We start from the raw sequence: 15,637 nt of genomic DNA on the forward strand, positions 1-15,637 counted from the left end.
CGTGTGTCTGGGCACATACGCATTGGGCGCGCAAACGTCAATGATTTCGCGCGAATGTCGGCCTCTCGGGGGAGTGAGAATGAAACTATCGACCAAAGGCAGGTATGCGATGGCCGCGCTTGTCGATATCGCGTTGCAACCCGAAGATGCGCTGGTGACGTTGGGCGACATTTCGCAACGCCAGAATATCTCGTTGCCCTATCTCGAACAGCTGTTCGTCAAGCTGCGCCGGGCCGAGCTGGTTTCCTCGGTGCGCGGCCCCGGTGGCGGTTATCGGCTGGCGAAACCGGCCGCTGACATCCGTGTGGTCGATGTGCTGGCGGCGGTGGATGAAAAGGTCGACGCGATGCACAAGGGGGCGGGCGCGTCGGGGGCATCCTCGGGCAGCCGGGCACAATCGCTGACCAACCGCCTGTGGGAGAGCATGAGCGCTCATGTCTATGTCTTCCTGCACCAGACCCGGTTGTCGGACGTGGTGCGCAACGATCTTGCGCCCTGTCCGGCGGTGCCGAGCCTGTTTGACGTGGTCGACGAATGACGCGGACCTACCTCGATCATAACGCCACCATGCCGCTGCGCCCCGAGGCGCGGGCGGCGATGATTGCCGCCATGGACGTGGCCGGCAATCCGTCGAGCGTTCATGCCGAGGGGCGCGCCGCCAAGGCGCTGGTCGAGCGGGCGCGGGCGCAGGTGGCCAGCGCCTTTGGGGCAGAGGGGGCCGATATCGTTTTCACCTCGGGTGCCACCGAGGCGGCGGCGCTGGCCTGCAAGGGGCGTGGCCTGCATGGCGCGGCGGTCGAGCATGATGCGGTCGCTGCCTGGGTCGATGATCGCCTGTCGGTCGCGGGCTCGGGACAGGTCGAGGTGCCCGATCCGGCGGCCTCGGTGCTGCAACTGGCGAATTCCGAAACCGGGGTGGTGCAGGTGCTGCCCGGCGGGCTTGCGGTGGTGGATGCCACGCAGGCGTTTGGCAAGATACCCCTCGCCTTTGACGAAATGGGGGCACAGATGGCCCTGATCTCGGCGCATAAGCTGGGCGGTCCCAAAGGGGTCGGCGCGCTGGTGATCCGGCGGGGCACCGACCTGGCGGCACAGATTCGCGGCGGCGGTCAGGAAATGGGGCGGCGCTCGGGAACCGAAAATGTCGTTGGCATCGCCGGTTTCGGAGCCGCGGCCGAAGCGGCGGTAAGGGATGTTGTCTGCGGAGCCTGGGCGCGTGTCGAGGAATTTAGAAATATTCTAGAAAACGCCCTTGTGGCCGCGACAAAGAATACTATTTTTGTCGGGAAAGGCGCGGCAAGACTTCCGAACACTTTGTGTTTCTCCAGCCCCGGCTGGAAAGGTGAAACCCAGGTCATGCAGATGGATCTGGCCGGTTTTGCCATCAGCGCCGGTTCCGCGTGTTCCAGCGGCAAGGCCAAGGCGAGCCGGGTGCTGGGTGCGATGGGACATGACGACATCACCGCCGGCAGCGCGATCCGCGTGTCGCTGGGGTTGCAAACGACAGAAACCGACGTGCTTCGCTTTGCCGATGCATGGTTGGAAAAAGAACAGAAATTTCGCGCCCGGGCGGCGTGAGTCAAGGAGAGTGCCCATGACCATGGTGGACCAGACACAGGTAAAGGAAGGTGTCGATCAGGACACGGTGGATGCCGTGCGCGAGGTTGGCGGGGCCTATAAATACGGCTGGGAAACCGAGATCGAGATGGAATACGCCCCCAAGGGGCTGACACCGGATATCGTGCGGCTGATCTCGGAAAAGAATGACGAGCCCCAGTGGATGACCGATTGGCGGCTGGCGGCCTATGAGCGCTGGCTGCAAAAGGAAGAACCCGACTGGGCGATGGTCGATTATCCGGAGATCGATTTCCAGGATCAATATTACTATGCCCGCCCCAAGAGCATGGAGGTCAAACCCAAGTCGCTGGACGAGGTCGACCCCAAGTTGCTGGCGACCTATGAAAAACTGGGCATCCCGCTCAGGGAACAGATGATCCTTGCCGGTGTCGAAGGGGCAGAGGCCGCGCCCGCGGAAGGGCGCAAGGTGGCCGTGGACGCGGTGTTTGACTCGGTTTCGGTGGGCACCACGTTCCAGGCCGAGCTGAAAAAGGCCGGGGTGATCTTCTGTTCGATTTCCGAGGCGATCCGCGAGCATCCCGAACTGGTCCGGAAATACCTCGGCAGCGTCGTGCCGGTCAGCGACAATTTCTATGCCACGCTGAACAGCGCGGTATTTTCGGATGGCTCGTTTGTTTACGTGCCGCCCGGCGTGCGCTGTCCGATGGAGCTGTCGACCTATTTCCGCATCAACGCGGAAAACACCGGCCAGTTCGAACGCACCCTGATCATCGCCGACAAGGGCAGCTATGTGTCCTATCTCGAAGGCTGTACCGCACCGGCGCGTGACATCGCGCAGCTGCATGCCGCGGTGGTCGAGATCATCGTCGAAGAGGACGCCGAGGTGAAGTATTCCACGGTCCAGAACTGGTATCCCGGCGACGAGAACGGCAAGGGCGGTATCTATAACTTTGTGACCAAGCGCGCCGATTGCCGGGGTGATCGGGCCAAGGTGATGTGGACCCAGGTGGAAACCGGCAGCGCCGTGACGTGGAAATACCCGTCCTGCATCCTGCGCGGTGATGACAGCCAGGGTGAATTCTATTCGATCGCCATCGCCAACAACCACCAGCAGGCCGATACCGGCACCAAGATGGTGCACCTGGGCAAGAACACCAAGTCGCGCATCGTCTCCAAAGGGATCAGCGCGGGCGTCGCCCAGAACACCTATCGCGGGCTGGTGTCGATGCACCCCAAGGCCAAGGATTCACGAAACTACACCCAGTGTGACAGCCTGTTGATCGGCGACAGATGCGGCGCGCACACGGTTCCCTATATCGAGGTCAAGAACAACTCGTCCCGTGTCGAACACGAAGCGACCACGTCCAAGGTGGACGACGATCAGCTGTTCTATTGCCGCAGCCGCGGCATGGACGAGGAAGAGGCCGTGGCGCTGGTGGTCAACGGGTTCTGCAAGGACGTGCTCCAGGCGCTGCCGATGGAATTTGCCATGGAAGCGCAGCAGCTGGTGGCGATTTCGCTGGAAGGCTCGGTCGGCTGACCGCTGGGGACGTATTGCAGGCGTTTCAGTTCGGGAGAGAACATGATCATCACCACCACGCCAAGCGTCGAGGGTCACAAGATCACCGGCTATAGGGGCATCGTCGTGGGCGAGGCCATCATGGGCGCCAATGTTGTGCGCGATGTATTTGCCTCGATTACCGATATCGTCGGTGGGCGGTCGGGGGCCTATGAGAGCAAGTTGCAGGACGCCCGCGACACGGCGCTGCGCGAGCTGGAACAGCGCGCGGCGGAAAAGGGTGCCAATGCCGTGGTGGGTGTTGATCTGGATTATGAAGTCGTCGGCCAATCGATGCTGATGGTGTCCGCATCGGGCACCGCGGTTGTGATCGGCTGACCACAAACAAACATGGCGATGCCGTTCGCCGCAGATATGCAAGGAAAAGAATAATGTTGGAAATCAAAAATCTGCACGTGAAACTTGAAGAAGAAGACAAGCAGATTCTCAAGGGTGTTGACCTGGCCGTCGACGCGGGCAAGGTGCATGCGATCATGGGGCCGAACGGATCGGGGAAATCGACCCTGTCCTATGTGCTGTCAGGCCGGGAAGGCTATGAAGTCACCGAGGGCAGCGCGGTGCTGGACGATCTGGACCTGCTCGAGCTTGAACCGGAAGAGCGCGCAGCTGCCGGTCTGTTCCTGGCGTTTCAGTACCCGGTGGAAATTCCGGGTGTGGGCAACATGACGTTTCTGCGCACCGCGGTGAACGCCCAACGCAAGGCGCGCGGCGAGGATGAGATGAGTGCCGCCGATTTCCTCAAACTGGTGCGCGAGCGGGCCAAGGCGCTCAAGATCGATGCCGAAATGCTCAAGCGGCCGGTGAATGTGGGCTTCTCGGGCGGCGAGAAAAAGCGCAACGAGATCCTGCAAATGGCGATGCTCGAACCAAAGATGTGCATTCTTGACGAAACCGACAGCGGCCTTGACGTTGACGCGATGAAGCTGGTGGCCGAAGGCGTGAACGCCCTGCGCGACGAAGGGCGTGGATTTCTGGTTATCACGCATTATCAACGGCTTCTGGATCACATCAAGCCCGATGTCGTGCATATCATGGCGGATGGGCGCATCGTGAAAACGGGCGGCCCCGAGCTGGCGCTCGAAGTCGAGCATAACGGCTATTCCGACATCCTGTCCGAGGTGGCGTAATGGCATTGCCCGAGCAGAAGCAGAGCGCAACCGACGCCCGCCTCGCGGGTCTCGTGTTGCCGACCGGCGGTTGGATCGAGAGCAACCGGCGCGAGGCCCTGGGGCGTGTGACCGCGATGGGCCTGCCGCAGCGGCGCGACGAGTATTGGAAATACACCCGTCCCGATACGCTGCTGGATGCGGCGGCACCGCAGGCGGCCTTGCTTGACTCCGGTGAGAACCCGGTTTTCGACGAGGTGGACAGCCTGAAGGTGGTCTTTGTCGATGGCGTGTTCGATGCCGATGCGTCGGATGAGCTGGCGCTGGACGACGTGACGATCGAGCGGCTGGCCGAAGTCGGCGGATCGGACATCCACTGGGCCAAGTCGCTTTATGGCGAGTTGGAAGCGGCGGCGCAAAAGCCTGTCGAGCGGCCCTTTGCGGCGCTGAATACGGCCTTTGCGACCGATGGGCTGGTGATCCATGTGACTGGCAAGCCAAGTAAACCCATCAGCCTGATTTATCGCCATGAATCAGAGAGTTCCGATGCGATCATGCACCATATCCTGCGGATCGAGAGCGGCGCGGAACTGACCCTGCTTGAAACCGGCCCGGCGGCGGCGCGGTTCAATCACTGCACCGAGGTCGATATCGCCGATGGCGGTACGCTGCACCACGTGCGGGCGCAGGGGCGCGATCATGAACGCAAGGCGGTGACGCACATGTTCGCGCGTCTGGGCGCGGAATCGGTCTTTAAGTCCTTTACCCTGACGGTCAACGGCGTGCTGACCCGCAACGAATGCGTGATCGAGCTGACCGGGGATGATGCGGTGGCCCATGTGGCCGGGGCCTGTGTCGGGGATGGCGAGTTTCACCATGACGACACGGTGTTCATCACCCATGACGCGGTGAATTGCGAAAGCCGCCAGGTGTTCAAGAAAGTGCTGCGCAACGGCGCGACCGGGGTGTTCCAGGGCAAGATCCTGGTCAGGGAAGGGGCCCAGAAAACCGACGGCTACCAGATCAGCCAGTCGCTCCTGCTGGATGGGGACAGCCAGTTCCTCGCCAAGCCCGAGCTGGAAATCTATGCCGATGACGTCGCCTGTTCGCACGGTTCGACCAGCGGGGCCATCGATGAAGAGGCGCTGTTCTACCTGCGTTCGCGCGGGGTGCCGGAGAGCACCGCGACCGACCTGCTGACCCTTGCCTTTCTTGCCGAGGCGGTGGACGAGATCGAGGACAAGGAGCTTGCCCAGGATATCGTGACGCGGCTGGAAAACTGGTTGGCGCGCCGCCGCTGATGCCGGTGACGTCGGACATCACGGCCACCTATCGCGGTCCGCGCCGGGTCATGCGGCGGTTGCTGTCCATGGGCCCGCGCGAGGATCGTGCGCTCGCCATACTCATGGGGGCCTGCCTGATCGTGTTCGTCGCGCAGATGCCCCGCCTGTCGCGTGAGGCGCATCTGACCGGGCAGGAGCTGAACATGCTTCTGGGCGGCGCCTTGCTCGGCTGGATATTCATCGCGCCGCTGATGCTCTATGCGCTGGCGGGCCTGAGCCATCTCATCGCACGCCTGATCGGCGGGCGGGGCAGCTGGTTCGGGGCCCGGCTGGCGTTGTTCTGGTCGTTTCTGGCCTCCACACCCGTGTTGCTCTTGCATGGGCTGGTGGCCGGGTTTATCGGTCCGGGGCCAGGCTTGCAGGCGGTCGGATTGATCTGGCTTGTTGTCTTTGCCTGGTTCTGGATCGCCAGCCTGCTGCAAGCGGAGGAACCTGCACCATGACGCCGTCCTTCCTGCGCGACCTTGCCGTGCTGACCATCAAGTCACCGGCCGAGGCGTCGCGAGTCCTGCTTGGGTTGCAAATCCCGCGCGAAGCGCTGTGGACGGGGTTGGCGCTGGTTGCCGTGCTCAACGGCCTGCTCTTTGCTCTGTCGAACCTTCTGGTGCCCGGCCCATCGCCATTGCCCGATGTGTTCCTCGTTCCGGCACTGTATACGGTGCTGGTGGCGGGGGGGCTGCTCCTGAGCATTTACGCGCTGTTCTGGACGGGGCGCTTCATGGGCGGCACCGGGACGCTGGATGACATCATGCTGGCGATTCTCTGGCTTCAGGGGCTGCGGGTTGCGCTGATGGTTGTGGTCATCGTCCTGATCCTGACTGTGCCGGTTTTGTCGGCGCTGCTGGTGTTCGGCGCGTCGATCTATGGCCTCTATATCCTGCTGCATTTCGTCAATCGCGCGCACCGGCTGGATTCGCTGCCGAAATCCGCCGCCGTGCTTGTCGCCTCGACCGCCGCGATCCTGCTGGGTCTGACCCTGCTCATCTCCCTGTTCGGGGGGCCAATTTCTGGACTGTCCGCCAATGTATGACGTCGAAAAGATCCGTTCCGACTTTCCCATCCTGTCGCGCGAGGTCAATGGCAAGCCGCTGACCTATCTCGACAATGGCGCGTCGGCGCAGAAGCCGCAGGTTGTCATCGACGCGGTGACGCGTGGCTATGCCGAGGAATATTCCAATGTTCACCGGGGGTTGCATTACCTGTCCAACCTGTCGACCGAGAAATACGAGGCCGTGCGCGGCACCATCGCCCGGTTTCTGAACGCGGCTTCCGAGGACGAGATCGTGCTGAACTCGGGCACCACCGAAGGCATCAACATGGTCGCTTATGGTTGGGCCATGCCGCGGCTTGAGGCAGGGGACGAGATCATTCTGTCGGTGATGGAGCACCACGCGAATATCGTGCCCTGGCATTTCCTGCGCGAGCGGCAGGGGGTGGTTTTGAAATGGGTGGATGTCGACGCGACCGGCGCGCTCGATCCGCAGGCGGTGATCGATGCCATCACCCCGCGCACCAGGCTCGTTGCGATCACGCAGCTTTCGAATGTTCTGGGCACGCGGGTCGATGTCAAGACCATCACCCGCGAAGCTCAGACCATGGGCGTGCCGGTGCTGGTCGATGGCAGCCAGGGCGCGGTCCACATGCCGGTGGATGTTCAGGACATCGGCTGCGATTTCTACGCCATCACCGGTCACAAGCTCTATGGCCCGTCAGGCTCGGGTGCGATCTATGTCAAATCCGAACGACTCGCGGAAATGCGTCCGTTCATGGGCGGCGGCGACATGATCAAGGAAGTCAGCAAAGAGGCGATCATCTACAATGATCCGCCGATGAAGTTCGAAGCAGGAACGCCGGGGATCGTCCAGACCATCGGCCTGGGTGTTGCGCTGGAATACCTGATGCAGCTTGGCATGGAGAACGTCGCCGCGCACGAGGACCGGCTGCGCGATTATGCGCGGGCACGGCTGGACGGGCTGAACTGGCTCCAGGTGCAGGGGCGCACACCGGACAAGGCGGCGATCTTCTCGTTCACGCTTGATGGGGCGGCGCATGCCCATGACATCTCGACGATCCTCGACAAGCGCGGGGTTGCCGTGCGGGCGGGGCACCATTGTGCCGGCCCCCTGATGGATCATCTTGGCCTGACGGCCACCTGTCGCGCCTCGTTCGGGCTATATAACACCGAACACGAGGTGGACACGCTGGTCGAAGCGCTGGAACTGGCTCACGACCTGTTTGCGTGAAACCGGGTGCAGTTTCTCATTGCGGGGCGGCTAAGGCACGGTTATAGAACCCACAAGTGCAGTCGGTCCCGTTGGGGCATTGCCAAGACGAAAGACGCCGCGCAGGCCACGAAGTGAACCGCAACAGACGGTTTTCTGAAAGGTCTGGCACAAACGCGGACCCATAGCTCAGCTGGATAGAGTGTCGCCCTCCGAAGGCGAAGGTCGTAGGTTCGAATCCTACTGGGTCCGCCATTCCTCTACTTATATTGCATCTGCCTGCATTGCTTCTGCTCACAAGGGGCGGCGGCGTCGTATCGCGGTGGTTCTGCCCTGGCTGGCGCGTTGCGGGGTATGGCTCGGGGCGATCATGGGCAGGGGCGCAGGGGCGCATCCGCCCGCGCGGCGGGGCGCGCGGGGGAGTGTGGGGCGATGTCAGGCGGGCAGGGCCCGGATCGCCGACATGTATGTGCCATCGAGGATGGCGGGCACGATCACGTTATGCTTGTCGGAGTCATAGAGGTGCGGAACGACGATATCGGTGCTGTCCTTGAGGGCGGTCATCTGGGACATGTCGAATTCGTGGTCCTTGCCGACAAAGAAGTCGACCCGCTTGATGCCCGACTTGCTGACCATGTCGATCAGGTCGATGAGCTGGATTTTTCCGGCATTGGCCGCGGCTTCGGTTTTTTTGTAGACCGGCCGGATATCCGCTTCGAGCCCGAGGTCAAAAGAGGTGGGGCCGGAGGTCGCGACGACATGTTCGATGCCAAGGTCACAGCTTGCATGCAGGGCACCAAAGACCCCGGCGGAGCCTCCGAGCGCGGTGATCTGGGTGTCGCGGAACTCATCGAGCAGATCACCCAGATAGGCAAGCGTCTGCTGTCTGTTTCCAATCTGGAGGATGCCGCCGAGATAGAACATTCGGGCCTTGTCGAAACAGGCGATGACATTGGCGTTCAGGGGCTGTGCAACCGCGCGGTCCAGAAGGCAGGTTGTCAGGTTGGACATCAGGTAGGGGATGCCGGGAAACATCAACAGGGTGCGGGTGGCGCCGGGACGGCGGATGACAACGATCCCGTCTTCGGGGTCGATGCGGGGCGCGGGCATGACGCTGCCGATCTCTTGATACAGCGCCGACAGTTCTCTGGGCCCCGGTGCCTGTGGAAATCGCTGGGTGATCCCGGCGAGAAAGGCTTTCTGGAATTCGAAAACCGGGCAATCCCGTTCGATTTCCCACAACTGGATTCGGGCTTCGTTGATGTTGCGATAGTTCGGAACGAGATCGCCGGTCAGCCGCCAGTGGGCAAGGGATTTGTACACGTTCAGCTTGGCGCGCCGTTGCGCACCACCGACCTTGGGCGGCAACTGGGCGATCCTGTCGAGAATGTGCCGCGTCTCTTCGCGCCGGTCGGGATCCCACAGGACATTGCGGGCATCCGCCAGTAGCTCCAGCACGGGTCGTAATTCGGGATCAGCCATCTCGCCACGTGGCCGTGGCGCAATCAGCCTTGCGGCCTTGTCCCGGACCAGGCGAAGCAGGTTCACCCGCGAGACTCCGCCACATAGGCGACGAGGCTGGCCAGGCTGTCATATTTGTCTTCGTCGCCTTCGGCGATCACCACGTCGAACTCTTCCTGCACTTCCAGAAGCACCGTGGCCAGGTCAAGGGAATCAAGCCCGGCATCAAAGAACTTGGCCTCTGCCTTGATCATGCTGCCGTCGATACCGTCGACATTCTCGGTGATGATCTCGCGGATCTTGGTTTCGATTGTCATTTGGTGTCCTTTGTCGTGAGAATCGTGGTCGCCCAGCCAAGGCCCACGCCAAACCCCGACACCATGACAGTCGCGGCGGCGCTGCGGTCGAGATCGGCGAGGATGAGCGGGATCGAGGATGACACGGTATTGCCATAGGCCGCGCAGGGCAGCACGTCGGGTGCGGGAATGCGCGCGCGCTTGCATACGGTGTCGACAATGAATTTGGAACCGGGATGCAGCGCATAGGCATCAATGTCCCCGGCGGCAAGATCATTCAGGGCCAGCGTGCGCTTGAGGCTCTTGGGAACGTTCAGGGCGCAGAAATCAAACACGCTGCGGCCGTTCATTTCCAGAACGCCCCCGGCGTTTCGCTGGATGGCGGCGGCCTTTTCGCCCTTGGTCCCGAAATCGAACGCCCCGATGCGCCAGGAAGCACCGGGTTCGATCAGCGTGGCGGTTGCCGCGTCGCCAAAGATCATCGAGGTGTTCTTGTCATTCTCGCTGAGGGATTTGGAGTAGGGGTCGGCGGTAAAGATCACCGCCCGTTGTCCGCCCGACGCCATCAGGTGCCCGGACACGGTTGCCAGCGCCGACACGAAACCCGAGCAGCCCAGCGAGATGTCAAAGGCAAAACACGAGGCGGGCAGGCCCAGCTTGTCATGCACGATCGCAGAACAATGGGGCAGCCCGTGACCATCCGGATGCTGGGTCACGACGACGATCAGGTCGAGCGAGTCCGGGTCAAGATCATCGCCCAATCTACGGCCCAGGTCGGCAAAGGCGGCAGCACAGAGATCGCTGGTTTCCTGTTCCGGTTCTTTGCGGGCGGTCGCGCTGAACCCGATCTTGGAGGCCAGCGAGTCGAGATCGTATTCGAATTTCTCGGCACGCGGAATATTGTCGATTCGGGTTTCGGGCAGGTATGTGCCAATTCCGGAAATCGCAAACGGGTTATTCGCCATAAAACACCAACTCTCCACAAACAGTGCCAGCCGACTGGATTTTCGATTTGAATATTCGGGTTCCCATGTGAGAGGCAAGCTCTAGATCGAACGCCGCGTCATTCGGCAGGAACCTGTTCAGCGAAACCTTGGCGGCAATTAATTTGACGCCCGGATTCAATTTGCTGGTGATCAGAACCTTGTTGGCGGCGATCAGCCGGTCAAAGACCGTTGCGCCGGCCACCGGGATTGAATGGATGATTTTCCCGGTCACGTCCGATGGGGTGGCGAGGGCGGCTTCGTCATAGCTGTCCCGATTGTTCACGGGGGTATCCGGGTCTTCGGAAATTTCCCATGTGCGCGCCGTATCGCCCCGGGTGATCGTGACATGACCGGTGCCGCTCTTGGGGCGCGGGGCGTCGACGGGGGTAAAGCAGACGCGGTTTGTCATCCAGTTCCTGAGCACCAGCGTAAAGGCGTCATAGGGCGCGAACCGGTCGGTCAAGCCATTGCAGATGCTGGTGCTGTGGACATAGCTGCGCGATTCCCGGAACGGGCAATCAAGGTGAAACGGGGCATGTTGCAGGGTCACGGCATGGTCCTCTGGGCGTCGCCCGGTTGAATTGAGCGTCGTTGCTCTCTGCGTAGTAGAAGCACCCCGGCGCGGCAAGCGGGTATCTGCGAGGCTGCCGGCGGGGCCGGTCGGGGATGAATGAGCGATTAATGCAACGCGCCGCCGTTTAGGCGGTCGATAATCATGCCGCTGATAGATCAATGCCTTGTGACGCGCGGGAAGCGACCACGCGCACTTTGCCAGTTTCTCGCCCGTTTGGGCATTGATCCGAAGGATATGACATGGCCACAACAGCCTATGATTTGTCGGCAGATTGGACTGCCGCCAACCGGTATACCGCCAATGGTGAAACCGACGTTATTCTCAGCAACACCAGCGGGCGCGTCGTCAATTGGGTTCTGACAAATTCCAATGCGACGCCGGCGCTCAGCGCGGCGCAGGGGCATCCGTTGCTGCCTTATCAGAGCCGCGCGATGAAAATGCTGGATGGCGAACGCCTGTGGATTTGCGGCGCCGCGGCCAGCGCTTCGCTGGGCGTCTGAGCCTGGTGACCCCGGCACCGGCGGTCTAGCGGCGATAGGCGCGGCTCAGCAGGACCGGGGTCAGCAGCATCGGGAGCTGGTAGCAGCCCAGAAACACCAGCAGTGGCGCCGTCACGTCCGGGGGCAGGGCCACGAAGAAAAGCGAAACATTCCGGTTGCCCGCCACAAGGGCGCGGGCACCGGCAACCGGATCGCGGCCAAGGCGCAGCATGACAAGCTGGGTGCCGAAATTCGCGGCAAAGGCGACCCCCAGCCAGAACAGGAAAGCTGTCCTGTCAGTGCCGATGGTCTCGGAGACCGAAGCCATCAGCGCGACGACAAAGACCGCCAGCGCAACCACGGACGCGCCATCGATGCGCTGCAAGGCCGAGGCGCTGACCACCGGCAGGGCAAGGCGGCGCAGCAGGATGGCGCCACCCCCGGCGAGCAGAATGGTCAGCACCAGCCGCAGGGCGGCACCGAGCACCTGATCCATCGGGCCAAGCCCGGGCAGCAGCCAGAACACTGGCAACGCGGTCAGCGGCAACAACACGCTCCCCACGATCATCAATTGCATGGCGGTCGCCACGTCCAGCCGCATGATCGCGGCGATGTTGGGGCTGCTCACGATAGCGGGGGCGCAGGCCAGAAGCACCAGCGCCAGCGTCACCGGCGAGGTGGCGGCACCAAGGGCAAAGGCGATCGCCAGGATTGCCAGGGGCAGGGCCAGCTGCGATATCAGGACATATCCCGCGGCCCGGGGCAAGCCATTGCCCAGCAGGCGAAGGTCGCAGGGCGACAGGCGCAGGGCCCCGAGAAACAGCAGGATGACCACCATTTCGGGGAGCCAGCGCGACAGAACCGCTGCAAGGCCGGGCAGGGCGATACCGCCCGCGAGTCCGGCGACGAGGACCGGGCGCGCATGACGCGCCGCCAGACGCAGCGGATCGGACAGGATCATCCCGGCGTCTGACGCAGGTTGTCGGGCAGCCAGGTGGCCAGTTCCGGCCAGACCACCAGGATCACCACCATCACCATCATCAACAGCACCATCGGAATCGCGGTCTTGGCGATATACGAGATTTCGTGGTTGGTCATGCCCTGCAGCACGAAGAGGTTGAACCCGATAGGAGGCGTGACCTGCGCCATCTCAACCACCACCACGATGAAAATGCCGAACCAGATCACGTCGATTCCGGCCTGGCGGATCATCGGTTCGACAATCGCCATGGTCAGCACGACCGAGGAAATGCCGTCCAGGAACATGCCGAGCACGATATAAAACAGGGTCAGCGCCACGATCAGCACCACGGGCGACAGGTTCATCTGGTCGATCCACCCGGCAAGCGCGCGGGGCAGGCCGGTAAAGCCCATCGCCAGCGACAGGAACGAAGCGCCCATCAGGATCAGGGCAATCATCGCCGAAGTCGCCGTGGCACCCATCAGGCTTTCGCGGAATGTCGACCAGCTGAGCGAACCCTGCGCCCCCGCCAGCAACAGCGCCCCGAGCACCCCGACCGCCGCCGCCTCGGTCGCCGTCGCCCAGCCGAAATACATCGATCCGATGACCAATGACACAAGAAGCAGCACCGGGATCAGGAACCGGCTCTCGCGCAGCATGTCCACAAGGCGCAGCTTGGGTTCCGGGCGGGCATGTTCGGATCTGCGCAGAAAATGCCAGCCGACGATATAGGTGGTAAACAGCCCCGCCAGCACGAGCCCGGGGATGATGCCGGCCATGAACAGCTTGGTGATCGATTCGTTGATGGTGACGCCATAGACAATCAGGGTCAGCGATGGCGGGATCATCAGGCCCAGCGTCGCCGCGCCGGCCAATGTGCCGATGATCATATATTCCGGATAGCCGCGCGCGCGCAGTTCCGGGATCGACATCTTGCCCACCGTGGTCAGGGTGGCGGCGGATGATCCGGATACGGCGGCAAAGATCGTGCATCCGGCGATATTGGTATGCAACAGCCCGCCGGGCAGGCCGCGCATCCACGGCGCGAGCCCGCGAAACATGTCCTGGGACAGGCGTGTGCGATACAGGATTTCGCCCATCCAGATGAACAGCGGCAGCGCGGTCAGCGTCCAGCTCGATGCACCCGACCAGATGGTGGTCAGCATGGCATCGCCGGCGGGGCGGCTGGTAAAGAGCTCCATGCCGACCCAGGCGACTCCCATCAGCGCCAACCCGATCCACACCGAACTGCCCAGCAGCGCAAAAAGCACAAAGAGAAAGATGATCGTGGCGTAGATTTCGCTCATTCCACGGCCTCCGTCTTGATCCGGCTCTGGCCCGTGGCGGCCATGCGGGTCAGGTTGTCCCAAAGTGCGACGGCAAGCAGGATGGTGCCGATCGACATGGGCAGTTGCGGCAGCCAGACCGGGGTAAAGACCCATTCGTCACCGGTCTGCGACCAGAGCTCTGCCCAACCCGCCGGCGCGGTGGCGAACATCGCGAAGAATGACAACAGCCATTCGGGCACCATGTCCTGCCCCTGGGTGCGGTCGTTCAAAAGCTTGGAGAACAGGTTGGTCTTGACCGCGTAGCGGGCGAAATAGGTGGCGGTGATCGCCGCGACCAGCGTGGCAAACAGATCCAGCCAGCGATGGGTGAAGCGGTTGAGGTTGAGAAAGATCGACACCCGGATATGCGCGCCGCGATTGAGCGCATAGGCCAGCGCAAAAAACGAGGTTGCCGCCATCGCGTAGCCCGCGAACTCGGTTGATCCGGGAAAGGCGATGCTGCTCCAGCGCGCCATCATCTGAAGCACGATGATCACCAGGATCAGCACCAGGAAAACGGCGGAAATCGCGCCGCTGAGCAGGTAGAGCCGGTCGAGAACGCGCCAGATCGGTGCAAGCAGGCGTTGCGCCATCTGCGGATGCAGCGCGCAGAGGGCCACCAGGAATGTCGGCAATACAAAGAGCCAGACCCACAGGGGCAGCCCCATCCAGGCGGACCAGTCATTCATACCGTTCTCTCCGTTCAGCGTGGCGGCGCGCCACGATCGCGCGCGCCGCCGTTTGGCCCGTTACCGGGCGGCGTAGGCGTCGATGATCGCCTGGCCCTCGGGCCCCGCGGTGGCGAGCCAGTCGGCCTGCATCTTGGCCCCGATTCCCTCAAGCTCGGCAAGGAATTCGGGCCCGGCATCCGTCACCGTCATGCCATTGGCTTCGAGCTGTTCGAAATACCAGTCCGACAGCTCCTCGGCCTTGGCGAGACAGGCGGCACCGGTTTCGTCGGCGGCCTTCTGAACCGCGGCGCGGGTGTCGTCGTCCAGCGCGTCCCAGACCTGTTTGTTCACCATCACATAGTTGCGCGGCAGCCAGGCGTTGACCTTGTAGTAGTGGCTCAGATGTTCCCAGACCTTGCGGTCATACCCGGTCGAGCCGGACGAGATGAACGCCTCTGCCACGCCGGTCGCCAGCGCCTGGCTCAGTTCCGCCGCCTCGACCTGGACCGGGATCATTCCCATCTCTTCGGCAAAGGTGGCGGTCGCGGTGTTGTAGCTGCGGAACTTGACGTTCTGGGTGTCGGCCGAAGAATTCACCGCGTTCTTGAAATAGAAACCCTGCCCCGGCCATGGGCAGGAATAAAGCGTCACCAGGTTCTGTTCGGCAAGCGCCGCGTTCACAGGCTCCCTGGCGGCCTGCCAGAGCGCTTCGTTATCGGCAAAGGATGTGGCGAGAAACGGCACGTTGTCCCAGCCCAGCAAAGGGGTTTCATTGGCATGTGACGACATCAGGCGCTCGCCGATGGGAACCTGCCCGGTCTGGATGGCGCGTTTGATCTCGCCCCCCTTGAACAGCGCACCGCCGGGATGCACGGTGATGACCAGGTCGCCAGCGGTATATTCTCCGACCTTGTCGGCAAAGACCTGGCCCAGTTCGGAATGATAGTTCGACGCGGAATAGGCCATCGGCATATCCCAGCTTTCGGCCTCAGCGGCGGCCCCGAAGGCCAGCGCGGCGGCGCTCGCGCCCAGCAGTTTTGTCAGTTGCATGGA

18 protein-coding genes and 1 tRNA gene are annotated in these 15,637 nt (G+C 62.4%); 11 read left to right on the forward strand and 8 right to left on the reverse strand.

Annotation, left to right across the window (positions count from 1 at the left end):
- The first annotated feature begins 79 nt into the window (after positions 1–79).
- From ACP15R_RS09545 to ACP15R_RS09590, 10 genes are all read left to right on the forward strand, one after another.
- Entirely contained in the window at positions 80–538 is a 459-nt protein-coding gene (locus ACP15R_RS09545) for an Rrf2 family transcriptional regulator (RefSeq protein ID WP_424986168.1), read from the forward strand.
- Positions 535–1,578 carry a cysteine desulfurase family protein gene (locus ACP15R_RS09550; RefSeq protein WP_424986169.1) on the forward strand — a complete coding sequence of 348 codons (1,044 nt, stop codon included), beginning with the start codon at positions 535–537 and terminating at the stop codon, positions 1,576–1,578. Before ACP15R_RS09545 ends, ACP15R_RS09550 begins: the two co-directional genes overlap by 4 nt.
- A 16-nt stretch (positions 1,579–1,594) precedes the next feature.
- Positions 1,595–3,118, forward strand: coding sequence for a Fe-S cluster assembly protein SufB (gene sufB, locus ACP15R_RS09555; RefSeq protein ID WP_424986170.1), 1,524 nt, complete (start codon positions 1,595–1,597; stop codon positions 3,116–3,118).
- 42 nt (positions 3,119–3,160) lie between these two features.
- Positions 3,161–3,475 carry a heavy metal-binding domain-containing protein gene (locus ACP15R_RS09560; RefSeq protein ID WP_424986171.1) on the forward strand — a complete coding sequence of 105 codons (315 nt, stop codon included), beginning with the start codon at positions 3,161–3,163 and terminating at the stop codon, positions 3,473–3,475.
- Between the two features lie 53 nt (positions 3,476–3,528).
- On the forward strand, positions 3,529–4,284 hold the full coding sequence (gene sufC, locus ACP15R_RS09565; protein WP_424986172.1) for a Fe-S cluster assembly ATPase SufC: 756 nt from the start codon (positions 3,529–3,531) through the stop codon (positions 4,282–4,284).
- Positions 4,284–5,564, forward strand: coding sequence for a SufB/SufD family protein (locus tag ACP15R_RS09570; RefSeq protein WP_424986173.1), 1,281 nt, complete (start codon positions 4,284–4,286; stop codon positions 5,562–5,564). The genes sufC and ACP15R_RS09570 overlap by 1 nt, the downstream gene beginning before the upstream one ends.
- Entirely contained in the window at positions 5,564–6,049 is a 486-nt protein-coding gene (locus ACP15R_RS09575; RefSeq protein WP_424986174.1) for a YIP1 family protein, read from the forward strand. Before ACP15R_RS09570 ends, ACP15R_RS09575 begins: the two co-directional genes overlap by 1 nt.
- Positions 6,046–6,636, forward strand: coding sequence for a YIP1 family protein (locus ACP15R_RS09580; RefSeq protein ID WP_424986175.1), 591 nt, complete (start codon positions 6,046–6,048; stop codon positions 6,634–6,636). Before ACP15R_RS09575 ends, ACP15R_RS09580 begins: the two co-directional genes overlap by 4 nt.
- Entirely contained in the window at positions 6,629–7,849 is a 1,221-nt protein-coding gene (locus tag ACP15R_RS09585) for a cysteine desulfurase (protein ID WP_424986176.1), read from the forward strand. The genes ACP15R_RS09580 and ACP15R_RS09585 overlap by 8 nt, the downstream gene beginning before the upstream one ends.
- Before the next feature lie 157 nt (positions 7,850–8,006).
- Positions 8,007–8,083 (forward strand) — tRNA-Arg (locus tag ACP15R_RS09590).
- Between the two features lie 180 nt (positions 8,084–8,263).
- On the opposite strand, the gene ACP15R_RS09595 is transcribed toward ACP15R_RS09590, so the two are convergent.
- The 4 genes from ACP15R_RS09595 to ACP15R_RS09610 are packed head-to-tail and all read right to left on the reverse strand — an operon-like array spanning position 8,264 to position 11,121.
- A complete protein-coding gene (locus ACP15R_RS09595) occupies positions 8,264–9,376 on the reverse strand; it encodes a hypothetical protein (protein WP_424986177.1) in 1,113 nt (370 codons plus the stop codon).
- The gene (locus tag ACP15R_RS09600; RefSeq protein ID WP_424986178.1) at positions 9,373–9,606 is read right to left on the reverse strand and encodes an acyl carrier protein; all 234 of its coding nucleotides are present in this window, start codon (positions 9,604–9,606) and stop codon (positions 9,373–9,375) included. Before ACP15R_RS09600 ends, ACP15R_RS09595 begins: the two co-directional genes overlap by 4 nt.
- Positions 9,603–10,550: a 3-oxoacyl-[acyl-carrier-protein] synthase III C-terminal domain-containing protein gene (locus tag ACP15R_RS09605; RefSeq protein WP_424986179.1), complete on the reverse strand. Its 948-nt coding sequence runs from the start codon at positions 10,548–10,550 to the stop codon at positions 9,603–9,605. The genes ACP15R_RS09600 and ACP15R_RS09605 overlap by 4 nt, the downstream gene beginning before the upstream one ends.
- Positions 10,540–11,121 (reverse strand): hypothetical protein, encoded by a 582-nt coding sequence (locus tag ACP15R_RS09610; protein ID WP_424986180.1) that lies wholly within the window; start codon positions 11,119–11,121, stop codon positions 10,540–10,542. The genes ACP15R_RS09605 and ACP15R_RS09610 overlap by 11 nt, the downstream gene beginning before the upstream one ends.
- Positions 11,122–11,384: 263 nt before the next feature.
- On the opposite strand from ACP15R_RS09610, the gene ACP15R_RS09615 reads away from it, so the two are divergent.
- Positions 11,385–11,645, forward strand: a complete 261-nt coding sequence (locus ACP15R_RS09615) for a hypothetical protein (protein ID WP_424986181.1) — start codon at positions 11,385–11,387, stop codon at positions 11,643–11,645.
- Between the two features lie 25 nt (positions 11,646–11,670).
- Here the strand turns inward: ACP15R_RS09615 and ACP15R_RS09620 are convergent, their stop codons facing one another.
- Genes ACP15R_RS09620 through ACP15R_RS09635 form a run of 4 tightly spaced genes read right to left on the reverse strand, consistent with a single transcriptional unit; the run spans position 11,671 to position 15,634 of the window.
- On the reverse strand, positions 11,671–12,585 hold the full coding sequence (locus tag ACP15R_RS09620) for a hypothetical protein (protein ID WP_424986182.1): 915 nt from the start codon (positions 12,583–12,585) through the stop codon (positions 11,671–11,673).
- Positions 12,582–13,892 (reverse strand): TRAP transporter large permease, encoded by a 1,311-nt coding sequence (locus ACP15R_RS09625; RefSeq protein ID WP_424986183.1) that lies wholly within the window; start codon positions 13,890–13,892, stop codon positions 12,582–12,584. Before ACP15R_RS09625 ends, ACP15R_RS09620 begins: the two co-directional genes overlap by 4 nt.
- Positions 13,889–14,602 carry a TRAP transporter small permease gene (locus ACP15R_RS09630; RefSeq protein ID WP_424986184.1) on the reverse strand — a complete coding sequence of 238 codons (714 nt, stop codon included), beginning with the start codon at positions 14,600–14,602 and terminating at the stop codon, positions 13,889–13,891. Before ACP15R_RS09630 ends, ACP15R_RS09625 begins: the two co-directional genes overlap by 4 nt.
- Before the next feature lie 60 nt (positions 14,603–14,662).
- Positions 14,663–15,634, reverse strand: coding sequence for a TRAP transporter substrate-binding protein (locus ACP15R_RS09635; RefSeq protein ID WP_424986185.1), 972 nt, complete (start codon positions 15,632–15,634; stop codon positions 14,663–14,665).
- Between the last annotated feature and the right edge of the window lie 3 nt (positions 15,635–15,637).

Source organism: Microbulbifer sp. S227A (assembly GCF_049800935.1).

Excerpts from the sequence above, each read along its gene's own strand:
- ACP15R_RS09545 (WP_424986168.1), top strand. The coding sequence starts at position 80 with ATGAAACTATCGACCAAAGGCAGGTATGCGATGGCCGCGCTTGTCGAT.
- ACP15R_RS09550 (WP_424986169.1), top strand. The coding sequence starts at position 535 with ATGACGCGGACCTACCTCGATCATAACGCCACCATGCCGCTGCGCCCC.
- sufB (WP_424986170.1), top strand. The coding sequence starts at position 1,595 with ATGACCATGGTGGACCAGACACAGGTAAAGGAAGGTGTCGATCAGGAC.
- ACP15R_RS09560 (WP_424986171.1), top strand. The coding sequence starts at position 3,161 with ATGATCATCACCACCACGCCAAGCGTCGAGGGTCACAAGATCACCGGC.
- sufC (WP_424986172.1), top strand. The coding sequence starts at position 3,529 with ATGTTGGAAATCAAAAATCTGCACGTGAAACTTGAAGAAGAAGACAAG.
- ACP15R_RS09570 (WP_424986173.1), top strand. The coding sequence starts at position 4,284 with ATGGCATTGCCCGAGCAGAAGCAGAGCGCAACCGACGCCCGCCTCGCG.
- ACP15R_RS09575 (WP_424986174.1), top strand. The coding sequence starts at position 5,564 with ATGCCGGTGACGTCGGACATCACGGCCACCTATCGCGGTCCGCGCCGG.
- ACP15R_RS09580 (WP_424986175.1), top strand. The coding sequence starts at position 6,046 with ATGACGCCGTCCTTCCTGCGCGACCTTGCCGTGCTGACCATCAAGTCA.
- ACP15R_RS09585 (WP_424986176.1), top strand. The coding sequence starts at position 6,629 with ATGTATGACGTCGAAAAGATCCGTTCCGACTTTCCCATCCTGTCGCGC.
- ACP15R_RS09600 (WP_424986178.1), bottom strand. The coding sequence starts at position 9,606 with ATGACAATCGAAACCAAGATCCGCGAGATCATCACCGAGAATGTCGAC.
- ACP15R_RS09605 (WP_424986179.1), bottom strand. The coding sequence starts at position 10,550 with ATGGCGAATAACCCGTTTGCGATTTCCGGAATTGGCACATACCTGCCC.
- ACP15R_RS09615 (WP_424986181.1), top strand. The coding sequence starts at position 11,385 with ATGGCCACAACAGCCTATGATTTGTCGGCAGATTGGACTGCCGCCAAC.
- ACP15R_RS09620 (WP_424986182.1), bottom strand. The coding sequence starts at position 12,585 with ATGATCCTGTCCGATCCGCTGCGTCTGGCGGCGCGTCATGCGCGCCCG.
- ACP15R_RS09625 (WP_424986183.1), bottom strand. The coding sequence starts at position 13,892 with ATGAGCGAAATCTACGCCACGATCATCTTTCTCTTTGTGCTTTTTGCG.
- ACP15R_RS09630 (WP_424986184.1), bottom strand. The coding sequence starts at position 14,602 with ATGAATGACTGGTCCGCCTGGATGGGGCTGCCCCTGTGGGTCTGGCTC.
- ACP15R_RS09635 (WP_424986185.1), bottom strand. The coding sequence starts at position 15,634 with ATGCAACTGACAAAACTGCTGGGCGCGAGCGCCGCCGCGCTGGCCTTC.